Genomic DNA, 15,662 nt, shown 5'->3' on the forward strand with positions numbered 1-15,662 from the left:
ACCCTAAGTAAACAGGGTGGCATTTTTGTTTAATTTAGATAAGATGCCCGCTAGCATCCATTATCGAATATATTTTTTTGCACTAAACCACATCATGATCGTTAACACCAAGAAATAAAGTGGCATCGTCAGCAAGGATTCATTGTGAAGCAAACTCATACCAAATGTGATAACACTGACAAGCAAGTAATAGCCGAGACTAAAGATGGCACCGGCTGTTCCAATGACGTCGTGAAAGTCTACCAATGCTAGACTTAAACAATTAGGAAGGGCAATGCCCGTGCCTAACAGCAAGATAAAAACGGTAACCATGATGCTCATGGGTAGCATACTAGTAGGCAATGGTAAAGTACAGACAATCATTAAAAGGAAAGCGCCAATCACCATCACGGAACAACCTACATAAATAATTTGTTGAGGTGGATGCGTGGTGATAAGTCGCTTAGAGATCATAGCCCCTATAATTGAGGCTAGCGCTACGATGATGCCAAGAAAACCAAAGAGACCAGGCGTCATCTGAAAGTGATCAATGAAAATAAAAGGTGCCTCCGCATAATAGCTAAATAACACACCGTTAATGCCCCCAATGAGCAAACCATAGACAAGAACGGTCGGCGAAGCAAAAATGCGTTTGGCGACTGGCCAAATCGCTATTCTTTGCCTAACAGCTGGTTGCGTTGTTTCAGGTAGTCTGGCATAGGCATAGATGAACAACCATATACTCATGACCACTAGGACAAAAAATACTGCCCGAAAGCCAAGTACTTGATCCACCCAGCCCCCAATTAAAGGACCTACCGCAGGTGTAAACGCAATGACTGCGGAAATTTGTGCGAACATTACATGTCGTTTATTACCGGTTACACTTTCACGCAAAATGGTCTGCGTAATAATAGAGCCAGTAGCAGCACCGAATGCTTGAATAAAACGACTTATGATTAGAATGGAGATAGTGTCCGCATAAAAACATAATGCGCTCCCCATTCCATAAAAAACTAAACCGCCTAACATGGCAGGTCTACGGCCAATAATATCAGAAATCCATCCCCAGCAAAAAACACCTAATGCAAATCCAATAAAATAGATGCTTAAGGTTAATTGGACAGAACTATTGGATACACCAAGTGCATCTGCAATGTCCGGTAGAGATGGTGTATAAATGGTTTCACTAATTTGTGGGAACGCCACAAGAACAATCATTAACAATAAAGATGGTACTGCCTGTTTTTTCAACATATTGCCCTCCTACAAGCAAATTCTACTTTGTTAGTTACAAGTAGAAAGCGTAGCTAGGGAACCGGCGGGACCATTATTAGAATACGTTCATAAGATAGCATGTTGAAATCACCTTTTTATGCTTTAAGTAGGAGTGCATAGTCAGCTTTCTATTATAAGCTATTTTTTAATTTTTATATAGTAATAATTGTTATTTCTATTAAAATTTAAGAGAAATAGCTTGTGAAGAAAATGGGAATTTCATAAGATGGAATAAATAGGTTTTCTATAATAGGTAGATGAAATGGGAAAGCTTATGAACAGTGTAGAGATTTATTGTAGGGGAAGGCGCCATTATACTTGATGGTAAAGGATAAGAAATTGTGAGGGGGGAAGACCGATGTTTCCAATGTTAGAAACGGACCGACTTAAGCTAAGAGAACTGACGCAGGCTGATGTACCTGCCATTTTTCATTGCCTTTCAAATGAGGAGCTAACACGCTATTATGGGCAGGAACCTTTTATTGAAAAACAACAGGCTGAACAGTTAATTAAGCATTTTGACAAAAACTACGAGGAAAAAAGAGGTATACGGTGGGGTATTGAGCGTAAAGAAACAGGAGAAGTCATTGGTACGATTGGTTTTCATTTATGGTCTGCTCCACATAAACGGGCAGAAATCGGCTATGAAATCCATCCAGATTACTGGCGTCGGGGGTATATAAAAGAAGCAATTCAGCAAGTAATCGCTTATGGCTTTGAGCACATGAATTTACAGCGTATTGGGGCTGTCGTGTATTTAGAAAATGAAGCATCCAATCAACTGCTACTGAAACTAGGGTTTCAGCAAGAGGGAATTCTAAGAGACTATATGGTGCAAAAGGAAAAACCATATGATACGTTTATCTATTCTTTATTAAAAAAGAACAGCCACATTAACTTCATTTAAATTAGAATCAGTGAGAAATCGAAAGAACAGTTTGTTCATCTATGGGATGTTTCATGGAATAAATAGGGATTGATATGTAACGCTTTCTGGGGGTGATGCTAAAAATGTTTGATATAATTGTAGTCATTATTTTAGCGATGCCATAATATGGGGTATTAATTTGGAGTTATTTCTACCCTCAAGAAAGCTTATTATGGGGAAAGCGATAGATATACAAAGAAGAACTAGAAATAGCAGATGGTGCAATTCGTTATATAAAAGTTGCATCTTTCATCAGTATTATCGGATTGACGCTAGTTTTCATTATTTTAATACTACCTCAATTTAGAAGGTGATTCTTCGTTGAGATTGTGATATGGATGAATAGGAATGTCAAAAGGCTTAAATTGAATAGCAACTCTCAACAATAAGGCGCTTTCCTTGAATAAGGAAAGTGTCCAAAAATTATTTTTCTGTCATATATTCCAATACTAATTATCGTATTATTTCATTTTGATATTGATAGCCGAATTATAATCTCTATGGAGATTTTTAGTAACCATAAAGTTGTTTATTCAACAAACGGGCCATTTAATTGAATAACACTTCTAAATTAAAAATAAGATTTTATGTTAATCTTGATGTGAATTGTGAAACAATGTACTTAAGCTAACGGAGCAGTTTAGTTGAAGAAGTGGAAGATTATTTTAAGCAGGTATACCAAAGTGGAATTTTAAATTTCATCTCTATATTGAATGAATTTTTGATAAAAAATGTACAGTAAAAGATATTTCCTAGAAACTCAGTCATGTTGAAAAATCCCCAGTTTTATACTGGGGAACTAATTATTTGACGGTTTAATCAGGTTTAATAAATACTTATTATTTTTCTGGATGATCTACATGTTATTAAGGCGTAATAGTTTGGCGCCATGCTGTTGCGGATTAAATTGAAGAAAAGCTGCAGCTGTCAACTAGCGCCGCAGCTAAGTGCGTGCGATACACTCAATATTAATATGTGCAATTTAAGGTTATCTATACATAAAAAAGCCGCAGCGAGGGAAGTAGCTGAAGCATAGATATTAACTGAACAATATGAGGAAATTAATAAATATGGTAATCCTCTACCTATTACGAATAACCAAGAATTTGTGAAGAATCATACTTTAACTAACGGAGAGCGATTGCCCAATAAATAGTGGTTGATGATCTCTACGAAATAGTGTTAAGAATCCCCAACACTCATCTTTGTAATTCTTAATTAGTATAGGTTTCGGGAAAGTTACGCAGTTAATCAATAACATGAAGAAAACGGCAACCAGCTCAAAAAAGTTTGGTTTTTTGTCTAAACCTATATAGCCTTTCTCACATTTTGTGGAAGCGGCTTGATGCTTGATCCCTAGAACATGATTTTTTTAACCGATGACCGTCAGAGATAGGAAGATAACATGTAATATACGGATTTTCCCTATGCCTTTTATACGAAAACCCTCTACATTTTAAGATAACATAAGGACTAACAATATCGCAGTAATTCCACTTTTGAATAGTCGTCTTGAAAGTATGTAAAGTAACCACTGTGAAACGTTCAAAAGCGGAGAAAAGTAAATGTATCACTTTTCTCTGTTTTATTTCCGTATAATTTCTGTTGCTTTATAAATTAAATATATTATTTCGTTTTTTCCCGTATTCACATGAAATGAAACTTAATCAGTGGGGCATTCTTCATCACCCATTGATTATTTAAGGAACTTTGGTACGCGGGATAAAAAGACACTTTACTTAAATTTATGAGTTACCATTTTTTCGAGCAGCCGCTTCATCTAAAATCTCTTTTCGAAAACCACTCATACTTTCTTCCCTACGTGCATTTTTATGCTTAAGTGCCTTTCGTTCGTTTTCATCAACGTAAGCCATCATTTCTTCTGCAGCTTCCATATTTTCCTTAGTATTTTTCATCATATCTTGAAGCTTTTCAACATTATCTGATCGATCATCTGGCTTTGGGGTATTTTTCTCCATTTTACTTCCTCCTTCTTTTTTTTTTTATTAAGTCACAAGATTTATCGTCCCCGATTCAACTAAAAATATTCAGTGCAATAAGTGGAATTTTCTTCAAAAACAAATCTTTGTAAGTAATAGGTCCTTACGTTAAGTTGTAAAGAATATAATTCACGATAAATGGATATAATCAGCATGAATAAACGGAAAAAATTATGACTAGATAAAAAGAAAATGAGGCGGTAGTGACATGTCTATGGAATGGTTTAACAGAGTAACTGGTGAGCTTCAAGATCATTTGAAATCGATTTGCGAAGAATATGACCAAATCGGTCATATGAATATCAATCGAGGTTCAAAACATCCCCGAATTGAATTTTTTATCTCGACAGAAGATGACGAGAGGGTTTACTTTTGCACCCTCCTCTTTGATCCGTATAATGAAGAATTTTACTTAGAAAGCTTTGATATGACGCTTCAACAACCTACAAGAATTATTTTGGATGATATTACTGATGTGGTTGAAGCTGTTCATGAAAGTTTTCATGAATTTATTGACGAAGATAGTGAAGTCTTTTATGTAGATGATGAAGAAGAATATGAAGTTCTAGATGATGAAATTACTCTTGAAGAAATTGAAGTGGAATGGGAAACTCCGGAAGTCACGGCTTATCAAATTGAAGATAATCTTGAAGTAACCTATCAGTTTGGGGTAGATAGAGCTAATGGAGATGGCGTTCTGCGAAGAGTCAATCGGATCTGGACAGAAGACGGGGAACTATTCGAAGATGAAAGTACCTTGTCATTTAAAAAAGAAGAGGCAAGTACCATTATCGCCATGATTGCGAGCCATATGGATACTATGACTGGGTATGAAGAAATTATAAACGAATAAGAATAACTGGGCAAAAAGTTGCCCGGTCCTTTTTTGTCTATTTGACTTCAGAGCTTCATCGTTTAAAGACTTAAGGAAAATAGGTCAACAAGGGAAATTGGATAGCTCTTAGACAAGACAATAAGATATATCTTTACTCACCGAATGAAGAAGTAAATAATTTTGAAACTACAAGTACATTTTATCACTTATCTGAAGTTGAGATAGTTATTGGAAACATAGACATGAAAGAACGTAATGATCTTTCATTTTCTGTGGTGTAGTGTTGATTTTTACGCGACATGTGTGGCTAACGGGCGCTTTCCTGGAATATGGAAAGTGCTTTATTCATTAAAGGGCCTTTTAATTGAATAACACATCTAAATTAAAAATGGGGTTTTATGTTAATCTTGATGTGAGTTTGTCAAACAATGTACTTAAGCTAACACAGCTGATTAACATAGACAAAAAAACGAAGAACATTCTAGAGAAGTAAACGAAATGACAATAGAGGAATGGCGAGGGAAACTTGAAGAAAAAGCGAAAAAAGGGGCGAAGAAAAATAAAAAGCGATATAAGAAAATAAATAGCAAAGTAATATACGGCACGACTGCTGAAGAACGATTTAAAGAAATTCACGGAGTAACAATTGAGGAATGGAATGCAAAAAACGAAGAAGAGTTTATAACTAAAACAGGAATGAGTTACGACGAATGGTATATAAAACAGGTTAATTCTTTAACACCAATTGATTATCTTGAAAATTGCAATGGTGCTGTTTCTCAGGACGATGTAGAACTGGTGAAGGATTTACAAAAGTTAGGTTTAAATGATGGTGTAATAAATGTATTACTGGATTATGTGAACATTTTTAATAAAATTGGCTTTATTCACTCGTTGGTAAGAGAAATGGGTGAAAGTTGGCTTAAGAAAAATGTCTTAACTATTGAAAGTGCAATAGCCTTTGTTAGGGAAGAATGTAAGAACTAGAGTCCCATAAATAGATTCTCCAACATCAAATTCCTTATTGAACGGGTGCTTTAGTTCAGCTTTTTATGCAAGGTAAATACATAATTATCATCAATCTTCCATTATATGTATAATTGAGGTGTGTTGATTTTTTTAATGATGTAAGGAGTGAATACAAATGGAAATTTATCCTGATTGCCGTGTTATTACTAAGTCAATTGAGGTTGGTGGACTAACGAAATGGCAGCTTATTAAAAAGTTACAAGAACATTCAATCTCAATGAATCCGTATGGAGAGAAATTATTATCTAATGATAAATTTATTACTTCTGAAACAAAGTACAGCCTAAAAACTGTTGAACTTGCTGTTAGGAATCTTGGTTTTCCTGATGGAGCTACTATGCCTCAGCTTATTAAACAAGCAAACAAACTTGGTTTAGAATTATGTCCACTTGAGGTTGGACCTTACTTAAGACTTGAATATTTAGACCAAGCTGAGGGCGATTCAGGGAATTCTCTACAACAAAATCAAGCTCCTTCTGGGTCCATCACAATAGCATCAGAGATAGTAAGTGATGATGATAATTTTCCTAAAGGATTTTACCTTAGAAAAATAGATGGCGTACTATGGCTACGTGGTTATCTTGCTGACGACTTGCATAGTTGGAATCCTGATGATCAATTTATCTTTAGTAAATCAGAGAAAATGAATAGGAGGGGAGATAAAAATGATGGAATTACGAAAAATAACCGGGAAAAACATAGAAGAAGTCATAGCACTTGAGGTTGGAGAAAACCAGAAAACTTTTTTAGAAACTACGAACCTCAAAAGCTTTGCAGACGCTCATATGTTGAACACGGACGGGATACCAGCGACTCCCGGTTGCCATTTATGTCGATGAAATTGCTGTTGGATTTATGATGTATATTTATGATCCGTTAGATCATGAATCATTTGAAAATGAAGATTTTTACTGAAAGAAGAGCTATTTTATATGGCATATGATGATTGACAAAAGGTATCAGGGGAAAGGATATGGCAAACTTGCCTTTGAAAAAATGTTGATGGATATTGAAAAGATGCCATATGGGGAAGCAAAGTATGTAACGCTCTTTTATCATACAAGCCATGACAAAGCAAAAGCATTATACGCTTCCTTTGGTTTTGTAGATACAGGCATCATTCAGGATCATTCCATGTTGGCGATTAAACATTTAGATGATAAGCAATAACCTTAGCTATCGGAGAGTAATGAAGCTTTCAACGTCTCGACCCATCACCAAGTTTAATATTTATACCCCAATCGGATGCTTTTTGAAAAAGAAAGCATCTTTCTTTTTGAAAAAGGCTCTAAAAACGTCCGCTGACCCATTTTACAATATTTACAGCTATTTCAGTCTAATTACCGATAGCATTTTAAGGGATTATCCTTTATTGTTAATAGGTCGTAAAAGACACTATCAGGAATATCCTGCAAATATTGAAATGATAGGTGGAAAACAATGAATTATCAAGTTTTATTATATTACCATTACACGAAGATTGAAGATCCAGCTGTGTTTTCAGCAACGCATTTAGAAATGTGTAAAGAAATCGGTTTAAAAGGTCGTATTTTAGTAGCCAATGAAGGCATAAACGGTACAGTTTCGGGTACGATTGAGCAAACAGAGCAATACATGGCAAACATGCAAGCTGACCCATTATTTGAAGGCATTGTCTTCAAAATTGATGCGGCAGATGATCATGCATTCAAAAAAATGCACGTACGCCCACGACCTGAGTTAGTAAACTTAGGCTTAGAAGAAGACGTAAATCCGCATGAATTAACAGGTCGCTACCTGTCACCAGAACAATTCCTTGCAGAAATGCAAGATGAAAATACAGTAGTATTAGATGTGCGTAACACGTATGAATACGATGTCGGCCATTTTCGTGGCGCGATTCGACCAGATGTAAAAAACTTCCGTGATACACCGGAATGGGTACGTGCAAACCGCGAGCTATTCGAAGGGAAAAATGTTTTAACATATTGCACGGGTGGCATTCGTTGTGAGAAGTTTTCAGGTTGGATGAAACGTGAAGGCTTTGGCGAAGTCGGTCAATTACATGGCGGTGTTGCAACATACGGAAAAGACCCTGTTGCGAAAGGTCAATTATGGGACGGACAAATGTATGTATTTGATGAGCGCTTAACGGTGCCAATCAATCAAGTAGAGCATGTAATTATTGGTCGTGATCATTATGACGGTGAGCCTTGTGAACGTTACATTAACTGTGCAAACCCTGAATGTAACAAACAAATCATCGCATCTGAAGAAAATGAAGCCAAGCATCTGGGTGGCTGTACAATTGAATGTACAAAGCATGCGCGCAACCGCTACATCGTGCGTCATAATTTAACAGAAGAACAAGTAGCCCAAACGATTGAGGCATTACAAGCATAAGCATGAATAGCTATCTAAACGTATAAAAAATTAAATTTCTTTCATAACCTCTAAAACTATATAGAGGGCGCTTAAAACACTCTATGTAAGTGTTCGAACTATCCATTTCAAAATTGGACTAGTTTGCTCGCTTACATCGGGTGTTTTTTCTTTTGTAGGGAAAAAGGAAGGGGGTTATAGATCTGAAGCTGTTTAGAGTAAATGATCACAGGGTATTCAAAAAAATGTAATGGCATTTAATTAGTCCAAGCTCACAACGTGTTTTTTAATAATTAAACAAAATAGGAGATGATTTATAATGGTAAACCCACATCTAACCGACCCACGTAAGAAATTTCATACGGAAAAATTCCCAGATCAAGAACAGAACACTCCAGCGTTACAGAATGAAATGAGCCCCAAACCTGACTGTGGAGAAGAATCATATAAAGGATACAATCGTCTGGAAGGGCGCAATGCCTTGATTACCGGAGGAGATTCTGGAATTGGTCGTGCTGCTGCTATTGCCTACGCACGCGAAGGAGCAAATGTGGCCATTCAATTCTTCCCGGGTGAAGAGGAAGATGCCAACGAGGTCAAAGAACTAATTGAAAAAGAAGGCAGAAAAGCACTACTGCTACCGTACGATTTGCGGGAAGATGGCACTCCGACAGAGATTGTTACAAAAACAGTGGAAGCCTTTGGTGGATTGGACCTGCTGGTATTAAATGCTGCGCAACAAATCGCACAGCCATCCCTAAGTGACTTAACAATCAACCAGGTGCAAGACACTTTTAAAGTAAACATCATCAGTATGTTCGAGACCGTCAAAGCTGCTGAAGAACATCTGGAACCAGGAAGTGCGATTATTACCACCACATCAGTTCAATCTTTCGATCCGTCCTCTTCTTTAATGGATTATGCCGCTACAAAAGGTGCGATAAGCAACTTTATGGTATCCCTGTCCTCGTACTTTGCTTCTAAAGGTGTACGTGTCAATGGTGTCGCACCTGGGCCAATTTGGACGCCCCTTCAACTGGATAACGGAAAATTAGAAGGAGAAATACCTGAGTTTGGCCAAAATACTCCTCTCGGCCGTGCGGGACAGCCGGTAGAGCTTGCACCCGTGTATGTTCTTCTAGCCTCGGATGAAGGAAGCTATATCACCGGTCAGATATATGGGGTGACCGGCGGCAAGCCGATAGATTTATAAGCTTAAGTAGTTGATAAATAGCCTCCCTCGGAATCAGTGATGTTCCACTGACTACTCCTTAAAGAAAGCAAGGGAATGGGTAATAGATGGTGTCCAAACAGGTAAGATACTATAAAATCCCTCAAAATGGACCATGTGTATTTGTGTTGAAGAAAGTAGTCAAATACGGTAGCTGCTGTTATCAGCGAACTCCGTCTCCTATATGAGACGGAGTTTTTTAATCTTTTGAAAATGGATAATTTACTTATAATTGGAACTTATACTCATTTTGAACGTATTAGAGTAAACGGACTATGTCAGTTCGAAAAGCTACATATAAAAAAAGGAGAAAATGAAATGAATATTTATTTAGTACTATTACCAATGGTTAGTATGTTGATAGGTTTGTATTTAGTTTGTTTGGGACTTTGGGAATTAAGAGTGGGCATAGATAGGAAAAGATTTATAACCTTCTCATTTACAGGGCTATTTTTGATTTTTATATTACCGAATATGTTTAGTTTTTTAAATGTAATGGTTAGTAACTTCTAATAAGTATCTATTAGAGAATTGATTTAAGTAAAAATAGCGGAGCAGGATAGTTGGCAAATGTAAATAATCTTAAAGACATTATTTAGATAGACATGCCAATAAATAGGGGGAGAAATGAGTAATTTTAGAGGGATCATCTTAGAAGGCTACTCGAATGCTGGAAAAACATCAGTCTTAAAAGCGTTGAAACAACTTCACGCAAATGAAGGTGCGGAACGTAGTGTCATAGTTCTCAGTGAGCATTATTCGCAAGTATTACACAAAATAAATAATGAATTAAAGTGGTTAAGTCGAGATGAACACTTACAAGTCTTAAGAGAAAGAGTCACGATGCTAAAAATGTTAAATAAATGGTCAAGAGAAGTAGGACAAACCCAACGTTCAAAAGGTTTATACTTTATATTGGAAAGGTTTCATTTAAATCATCGGGTAGCATTTTCTCATTCAATATCAGATGAAATTAAGGAATTAGAAGCCCAGTTATTTGAAATGGGGGCGAAATGTACTTTATTAACTGTGTCACCAGAGAATTTAGAGCAAAGAATAAGTAGTAGAAATCCCCATGAATGGGAGGGGAAAACCTTGAAAGAAATGAAATTGGCATGTGAATTATTATTAGAACAACAACAAGCGTATAGGAGGCAAGCAGGAAATTCAATCATTCCTACACTTGAAATAAATACTGATAATAAAGATTGGGAATCCTACGCAAAACAAATTTTCTTATTTAACGAATTGGTGCTTTAGTGCGGCAAGCATTTCGAGAACCTTCCCAAAAGGAGCTTAAGAAGGTTTGTGCTTTGTGCTTTGACAACAAATAAATTTGTTAAATGAAACACTATAGGGGCGAGATATGGTTAATATAATAAAACAACTAGCTGAATTGGAAAGTGAATTAAAAAAGCCATTTCCTACTAGGGATATTAATAAAATATGTGAGGATTATCGAACAGATTTTTTGAATTTATCTGTTGACGTAGATTTCTTTGAAGATTTTCGTTACTACTGTGTGAACATATCAGGAACGTTAAGTTATGTTTTAGGCGATGTAATAAATCAAATTCCAGAGGGACAAATTGATATGCTATTTAAGTCTTTTTTCGAATACTATAATCAATATGAATTTTTGGAAGGCCAAATAGCAAACTATCATCATTTTTTTCAAGAATATAAAACCCATGAACAAACGAGAAAACTGTTATTACAACTGTTGTCAAATAACCACTATCCATTTAAACGACAGAATCTATACACAAAAATAAATCTGACCTTTTAGAAATGAACGTGAATTTTAAGTTTAAGTTATCACATTATAGGGAGCGACAATGGAATAAACATTAGATTTTTAAACGATTTTATTGTTATATTCGTTATTGAAAGAAGGGTATTTTGATGAAGTTTGTGAAGTAGTATGGGCATTAGTGAAGCCTGAATAATAAGGAGTATAACACTAGTGATTTGATAAAATCTGGATTATGTTTCCTAAAGCAAAACCCGTGGACATATGATAAACACCCTCATAGTTGTAATGATGAGGGTGTGGCTAATTATTTGACCAATGCTAGTAAAAACTGGTCTCGATCCGTTTCTTCCTGCATTTTACTATCTACTAACATTGCACCTGATTGAACTTTTGTCCTATCATTGTCCACAAGGAATTGCATATTGACCTTTACAACTTTATGATCAATGGAGCAATCTCCTTCGAACTCGACTACATCCTGTCTTTTTTGTGTTTCAAAATAAACCCAATACGGATTTTCACAGGCAGCAGCAAAGCCATTTTCTAAAGTTTTTGTCCTATTTTCATAAGAATAGTTTTTTACATATGTAATATATTCATTGTCTGTAATATCCTTTTGTGGACCATAGAAGTACCAAAACACCCCTAAAATACCGATGGGTACAATCCACAATATATTCCTTTTACTTAATTTCCCCATACCTTGCCTCCCCCTTTATGAGAATATTTTAACATCTTCCTCTGCATTTTTGCTAGCTTACGATAATATTTTCTAAAGTGAGAGTGGTTTCTGTTGATTTCACATATTTTGAATTCATACGTTAGATATGATAACGTTAGCTGGTAGAATGATATGCTACGACTAATGGTTGGATTGAGGAGGTTTTTTCATGCATAAAAGAAGACGTGGCTTTCTCGTATTTCTTGTGCTGATTTTAATGGGTTTGCTCTTTTTTATCGGTATGAAGATGAGACCAGCCACACAAACGACTAGAAATTCGGAGTCACCCCCAGTCCAAGAGCATAGCGATACTGCTACTGAGGGCGGCGATACCGGAAATCTTGACGTAGTCATTCAGGAAATTGTCAGCCTAGCGGGAGAAGGGAAAGTTCCTGATGTGCCATTTACCGCAGGGGAATCAGATAGCCGTACGGTTCATCAGCAATGGGGGGACCCTCAGCAAGTAATGGAGACCACTAATGCACAATACGAAGATTTTCTTCAACGAGAGATAACGATTGGCTTTCAACGTACAAAAGCTTTCGATATCCGTTCGTTTAAAGCAAATATAAGGACTATTCATTTAGCAGATATTAAAAATAAGTTGGGCGAGCCTGATGAGGTCCGCTATTATCAGGATACAAAGACCGATCAAATAATTTTGGTGTATCAAGTGAACGCCAACTATCAACTAAAGTGGATTTTGCCAAAGCCGACTGACAATGATGCCAATCCGGCTGTTCATCACATCTCCGTCTATACAGAAATAACGGATGAAATAGCAGAGACGATCAACCAGATGACATTGGATGAAAAGCTTGGTCAAATGATGTTTGCGGGTGTTTCAGGCACATCCCTTCAGCAAGAGACTAAAAGTTTGATTCGTGATTACAAGGTTGGAGGATTGATTCTTTATGCCAATAATCTTGAAACACCACAGCAAACGGTCTCACTGATGAATGATTTGATGACAGCGAATGGGACTAATCGACTGCCACTATTCTTGGGAACTGATCAAGAAGGGGGAAAAGTAGTCAGATTGCCAGGACCGTTAAAAAATTTCCCGACGAACCAAAAGATTGGGCAAATCAATCAACCGCAATTCTCCTATGAGGTTGGAAAATTGTTAGGGGAACAATTAAAGGCATTTGGCTTCAACCTAGACTTTGCCCCTGTCATGGATGTGAACAGCAATCCGAATAATCCGATTATTGGGGATCGCTCGTTTTCTAATAAGCCTGAAATCGTTAGTCAATTAGGCATTCAGACCATGCAAGGTTTAGAAAGTCAGCAGGTGATTCCAGTCATCAAGCATTTCCCTGGTCATGGTGATACATCAGTAGATTCTCACTTAGAGCTTCCTAAAGTGTCGAAAAGTCTAGACGATTTAAATAAGCTGGAACTTATTCCATTTAAAGCGGCCATTGATAAAGGTGTTGATGTGGTGATGGTCGGCCATATTTTATTACCTAAAATCGATCAACAATACCCTTCATCGATGTCGAAGGAAATTATCACGGGGCTATTAAGAAATCAGCTTGGCTTTGATGGGGTTGTAATGACCGACGATATGACGATGAAAGCCATTACGAATCATTTTAGTATTGGGCAAGCTACTGTAGATTCTGTGAAGGCGGGTAATGATATTATTTTAATTGCCCATGAATTCGCCAATGTCACAGCGGCCATAGACGCATTGAAGGCTGCCGTAAAGAACGGAGAAATTTCAGAGCAGCAAATTAATGACAGTGTCCGTCGAATCATTCAGCTGAAAGAAAAATATCAGCTTGTCAATCAGCCGGTATCAGCAGTTGATCTAAACAAGCTCAATGCACATATGGACCAAGTAATAAATACGTATATGAAATAAGAGAGAAAGGGACATACATATCGATATGTATGTTCTTTTTTGTGAATGGTAGAAAAGGGTGAAGGCATGGATAAGGAATTCAAATTAGCTAGCCAATTATTAACTTTGCTAGATGCTGAGCAAAGATGGTTTACCTTAGCAGAGGTTGAACAAAGCTTACATATTTCTGATAAAACGATACGCAAGTTAGTGGAGGAGATTAGTACGCAATTGCCATCTGCGATGACCATTGACGTGTCTAGAGGAAAGGGCATTTTTCTACAACGTGATGGCCGCAGTACGACGGTTAGTGAAGTGATTGCCAGCATGTTCAGGCAAACGACCTTTTATCGACTCATGGATGTATTGTTTACAAATGAGGAGCAGTGCTCAATGGAGGAGCTTGCAGAAGCCATGTTTATGAGCACCTCCTCTTTGAAGAAATTGATTATGCAATTAAATAATGATGATTTGAAGCCATATCAATTACGAATTTCATACTCGACGCCAGCAGTAAAAGGAAATGAATTGAATATCCGCTATTTTTATTGGAAATTTTATGGGGATGCTTACGAGTTTACGGGATGGCCATTTACGAATAGTGACTTTGAGGATATTCAACAATTAATCACCACTATAGAGAATGAAAAAAATATTGTTTATTTCATCAATTCCAAAAGGAAATTATCCTTTTTAGTAGCCATTGTTCTGGAACGAATGAAAAAAGGGAACTACGTAAAAATGAATGACGGTCATTACCTGTGGGAAAAAGGTATATTCTATTTGCCCGTAAAAAAACTGGCGAAGACACTGGAAGAAAGATTTTCAATGGAATTGCCAAATAGTGAATTGTTTTTCCTGCAAGCGCTATTTAGTCTAAGCCAATACCATTATTATGAAGGATCAGAGATGACCCCAAAGAAAGAAATCGAATTATACAAGAATAGAGAAGAAGATCAAATGGGCCAGCAGTTATTAGCTTTACTGGCAAAGGCTTACCCAAACTTAGATAGGAATGAGCGGTTTATTTTGGAAGTATATGAGTTCCTTGACAAGCTTTTAATCGATAATGCTATTCCTGAATGGATGCTGATTTCAAAAAGTAATTTAACCGCGTATGTTCAACATGAGTGTCAGCAAATTTATCAAGATATGGAGACGTGTCTGCACAAGTGGCAATCAACCTATCCTACTGTTCGATATAATGATTATCATCTAACAAAATTAACATTACTTGTTCGTTCTGGCCTTAACTATAAAAGTAAAAGAGCTTTTTTGGTCATTGGAGAAGAGTTTTCAATCCGCCATTATATAGCGAATCTAATAAAAAATGAAATAGGGGATCAGCTGATTATTAATACGTCCATTTTGAAAGGACTTACTGACGAAATGGTCCAGCAGCAACATATTGATTTTGTTATTAGTAATTTCCCTGTTGACCTAAAGACTGTGCCGGTTGTTATTATTTCAACGATTCCGTCCAAAAGAGATTTAGATAATATACGGAGAGAATTACTTCAGTAATTTGGTCAAATATTTTCCGTACACAACGTAATAATCTGGTCTAGTTCGTCATCGTAAAAAAATCTTATACTCATAGTAGTTTCTGGACGGATTCCTTTTAAGAGGAGTCGGTTAGGAAATGGCTATGGGTATTTTTTTGATGGTAAATGAAAACGGTTACCTAATGGATTG

General features: G+C 36.6%; 14 protein-coding genes. 11 read left to right on the top strand and 3 right to left on the bottom strand.

Annotated features, from left to right (window positions below; all coding sequences use genetic code 11):
- Positions 1-60: 60 nt before the first annotated feature.
- On the bottom strand, positions 61-1,233 hold the full coding sequence (locus B3D94_RS17205) for a multidrug effflux MFS transporter (protein ID WP_291760622.1): 1,173 nt from the start codon (positions 1,231-1,233) through the stop codon (positions 61-63).
- Between the two features lie 382 nt (positions 1,234-1,615).
- Between B3D94_RS17205 and B3D94_RS17210 the strand changes: the two genes are divergently transcribed.
- Positions 1,616-2,164 carry a GNAT family N-acetyltransferase gene (locus B3D94_RS17210; RefSeq protein WP_291758644.1) on the top strand — a complete coding sequence of 183 codons (549 nt, stop codon included), beginning with the start codon at positions 1,616-1,618 and terminating at the stop codon, positions 2,162-2,164.
- 1,766 nt (positions 2,165-3,930) lie between these two features.
- Here the strand turns inward: B3D94_RS17210 and tlp are convergent.
- Positions 3,931-4,164: a small acid-soluble spore protein Tlp gene (gene tlp / locus B3D94_RS17215; protein WP_069481020.1), complete on the bottom strand. Its 234-nt coding sequence runs from the start codon at positions 4,162-4,164 to the stop codon at positions 3,931-3,933.
- A 229-nt stretch (positions 4,165-4,393) separates the two neighbouring features.
- On the opposite strand from tlp, the gene B3D94_RS17220 reads away from it, so the two are divergent.
- The 8 genes from B3D94_RS17220 (at position 4,394) to B3D94_RS17255 (ending at position 11,430) form a co-directional block, all read left to right on the top strand.
- Positions 4,394-5,038, top strand: a complete 645-nt coding sequence (locus tag B3D94_RS17220; RefSeq protein WP_291758645.1) for a hypothetical protein — start codon at positions 4,394-4,396, stop codon at positions 5,036-5,038.
- Between the two features lie 480 nt (positions 5,039-5,518).
- A complete protein-coding gene (locus B3D94_RS17225; protein ID WP_291758647.1) occupies positions 5,519-6,007 on the top strand; it encodes a DnaD domain protein in 489 nt (162 codons plus the stop codon).
- A gap of 157 nt (positions 6,008-6,164) precedes the next feature.
- Positions 6,165-6,770 (top strand): helicase, encoded by a 606-nt coding sequence (locus B3D94_RS17230; RefSeq protein WP_291758649.1) that lies wholly within the window; start codon positions 6,165-6,167, stop codon positions 6,768-6,770.
- A 209-nt stretch (positions 6,771-6,979) separates the two neighbouring features.
- A complete protein-coding gene (locus B3D94_RS17235) occupies positions 6,980-7,219 on the top strand; it encodes a GNAT family N-acetyltransferase (RefSeq protein ID WP_291760625.1) in 240 nt (79 codons plus the stop codon).
- Positions 7,220-7,489: 270 nt separating this feature from the next.
- The gene (locus B3D94_RS17240) at positions 7,490-8,431 is read left to right on the top strand and encodes a rhodanese-related sulfurtransferase (RefSeq protein WP_069481027.1); all 942 of its coding nucleotides are present in this window, start codon (positions 7,490-7,492) and stop codon (positions 8,429-8,431) included.
- A gap of 298 nt (positions 8,432-8,729) precedes the next feature.
- A complete protein-coding gene (locus B3D94_RS17245) occupies positions 8,730-9,623 on the top strand; it encodes an SDR family oxidoreductase (protein WP_291758652.1) in 894 nt (297 codons plus the stop codon).
- A gap of 645 nt (positions 9,624-10,268) precedes the next feature.
- Complete coding sequence (locus B3D94_RS17250; protein ID WP_069481029.1) at positions 10,269-10,901, top strand: AAA family ATPase; 633 nt, start codon at positions 10,269-10,271, stop codon at positions 10,899-10,901.
- A 106-nt stretch (positions 10,902-11,007) separates the two neighbouring features.
- A complete protein-coding gene (locus B3D94_RS17255) occupies positions 11,008-11,430 on the top strand; it encodes a YxiJ family protein (protein ID WP_291758654.1) in 423 nt (140 codons plus the stop codon).
- Positions 11,431-11,701: 271 nt separating this feature from the next.
- On the opposite strand, the gene B3D94_RS17260 is transcribed toward B3D94_RS17255, so the two are convergent.
- Positions 11,702-12,097 carry a glucosamine 6-phosphate synthetase gene (locus B3D94_RS17260; protein WP_291758656.1) on the bottom strand — a complete coding sequence of 132 codons (396 nt, stop codon included), beginning with the start codon at positions 12,095-12,097 and terminating at the stop codon, positions 11,702-11,704.
- Between the two features lie 190 nt (positions 12,098-12,287).
- Between B3D94_RS17260 and nagZ the strand changes: the two genes are divergently transcribed.
- Positions 12,288-13,988, top strand: a complete 1,701-nt coding sequence (nagZ, locus tag B3D94_RS17265; protein ID WP_291758658.1) for a beta-N-acetylhexosaminidase — start codon at positions 12,288-12,290, stop codon at positions 13,986-13,988.
- 66 nt (positions 13,989-14,054) lie between these two features.
- The gene (locus B3D94_RS17270; protein ID WP_291758660.1) at positions 14,055-15,491 is read left to right on the top strand and encodes a helix-turn-helix domain-containing protein; all 1,437 of its coding nucleotides are present in this window, start codon (positions 14,055-14,057) and stop codon (positions 15,489-15,491) included.
- Positions 15,492-15,662: the final 171 nt, after the last annotated feature.

The sequence above is a fragment of the Lysinibacillus sp. UBA5990 genome (assembly GCF_002429815.1).
In the GTDB taxonomy this organism is placed as follows: domain Bacteria; phylum Bacillota; class Bacilli; order Bacillales_A; family Planococcaceae; genus Lysinibacillus; species Lysinibacillus fusiformis.

Coding starts and splice junctions, on each gene's coding strand:
- B3D94_RS17225 (WP_291758647.1), top strand. CDS start 5,519: ATGACAATAGAGGAATGGCGAGGGAAACTTGAAGAAAAAGCGAAAAAA.
- nagZ (WP_291758658.1), top strand. CDS start 12,288: ATGCATAAAAGAAGACGTGGCTTTCTCGTATTTCTTGTGCTGATTTTA.
- B3D94_RS17220 (WP_291758645.1), top strand. CDS start 4,394: ATGTCTATGGAATGGTTTAACAGAGTAACTGGTGAGCTTCAAGATCAT.
- B3D94_RS17240 (WP_069481027.1), top strand. CDS start 7,490: ATGAATTATCAAGTTTTATTATATTACCATTACACGAAGATTGAAGAT.
- B3D94_RS17230 (WP_291758649.1), top strand. CDS start 6,165: ATGGAAATTTATCCTGATTGCCGTGTTATTACTAAGTCAATTGAGGTT.
- B3D94_RS17250 (WP_069481029.1), top strand. CDS start 10,269: ATGAGTAATTTTAGAGGGATCATCTTAGAAGGCTACTCGAATGCTGGA.
- B3D94_RS17245 (WP_291758652.1), top strand. CDS start 8,730: ATGGTAAACCCACATCTAACCGACCCACGTAAGAAATTTCATACGGAA.
- B3D94_RS17210 (WP_291758644.1), top strand. CDS start 1,616: ATGTTTCCAATGTTAGAAACGGACCGACTTAAGCTAAGAGAACTGACG.
- B3D94_RS17255 (WP_291758654.1), top strand. CDS start 11,008: ATGGTTAATATAATAAAACAACTAGCTGAATTGGAAAGTGAATTAAAA.
- B3D94_RS17260 (WP_291758656.1), bottom strand. CDS start 12,097: ATGGGGAAATTAAGTAAAAGGAATATATTGTGGATTGTACCCATCGGT.
- B3D94_RS17270 (WP_291758660.1), top strand. CDS start 14,055: ATGGATAAGGAATTCAAATTAGCTAGCCAATTATTAACTTTGCTAGAT.
- tlp (WP_069481020.1), bottom strand. CDS start 4,164: ATGGAGAAAAATACCCCAAAGCCAGATGATCGATCAGATAATGTTGAA.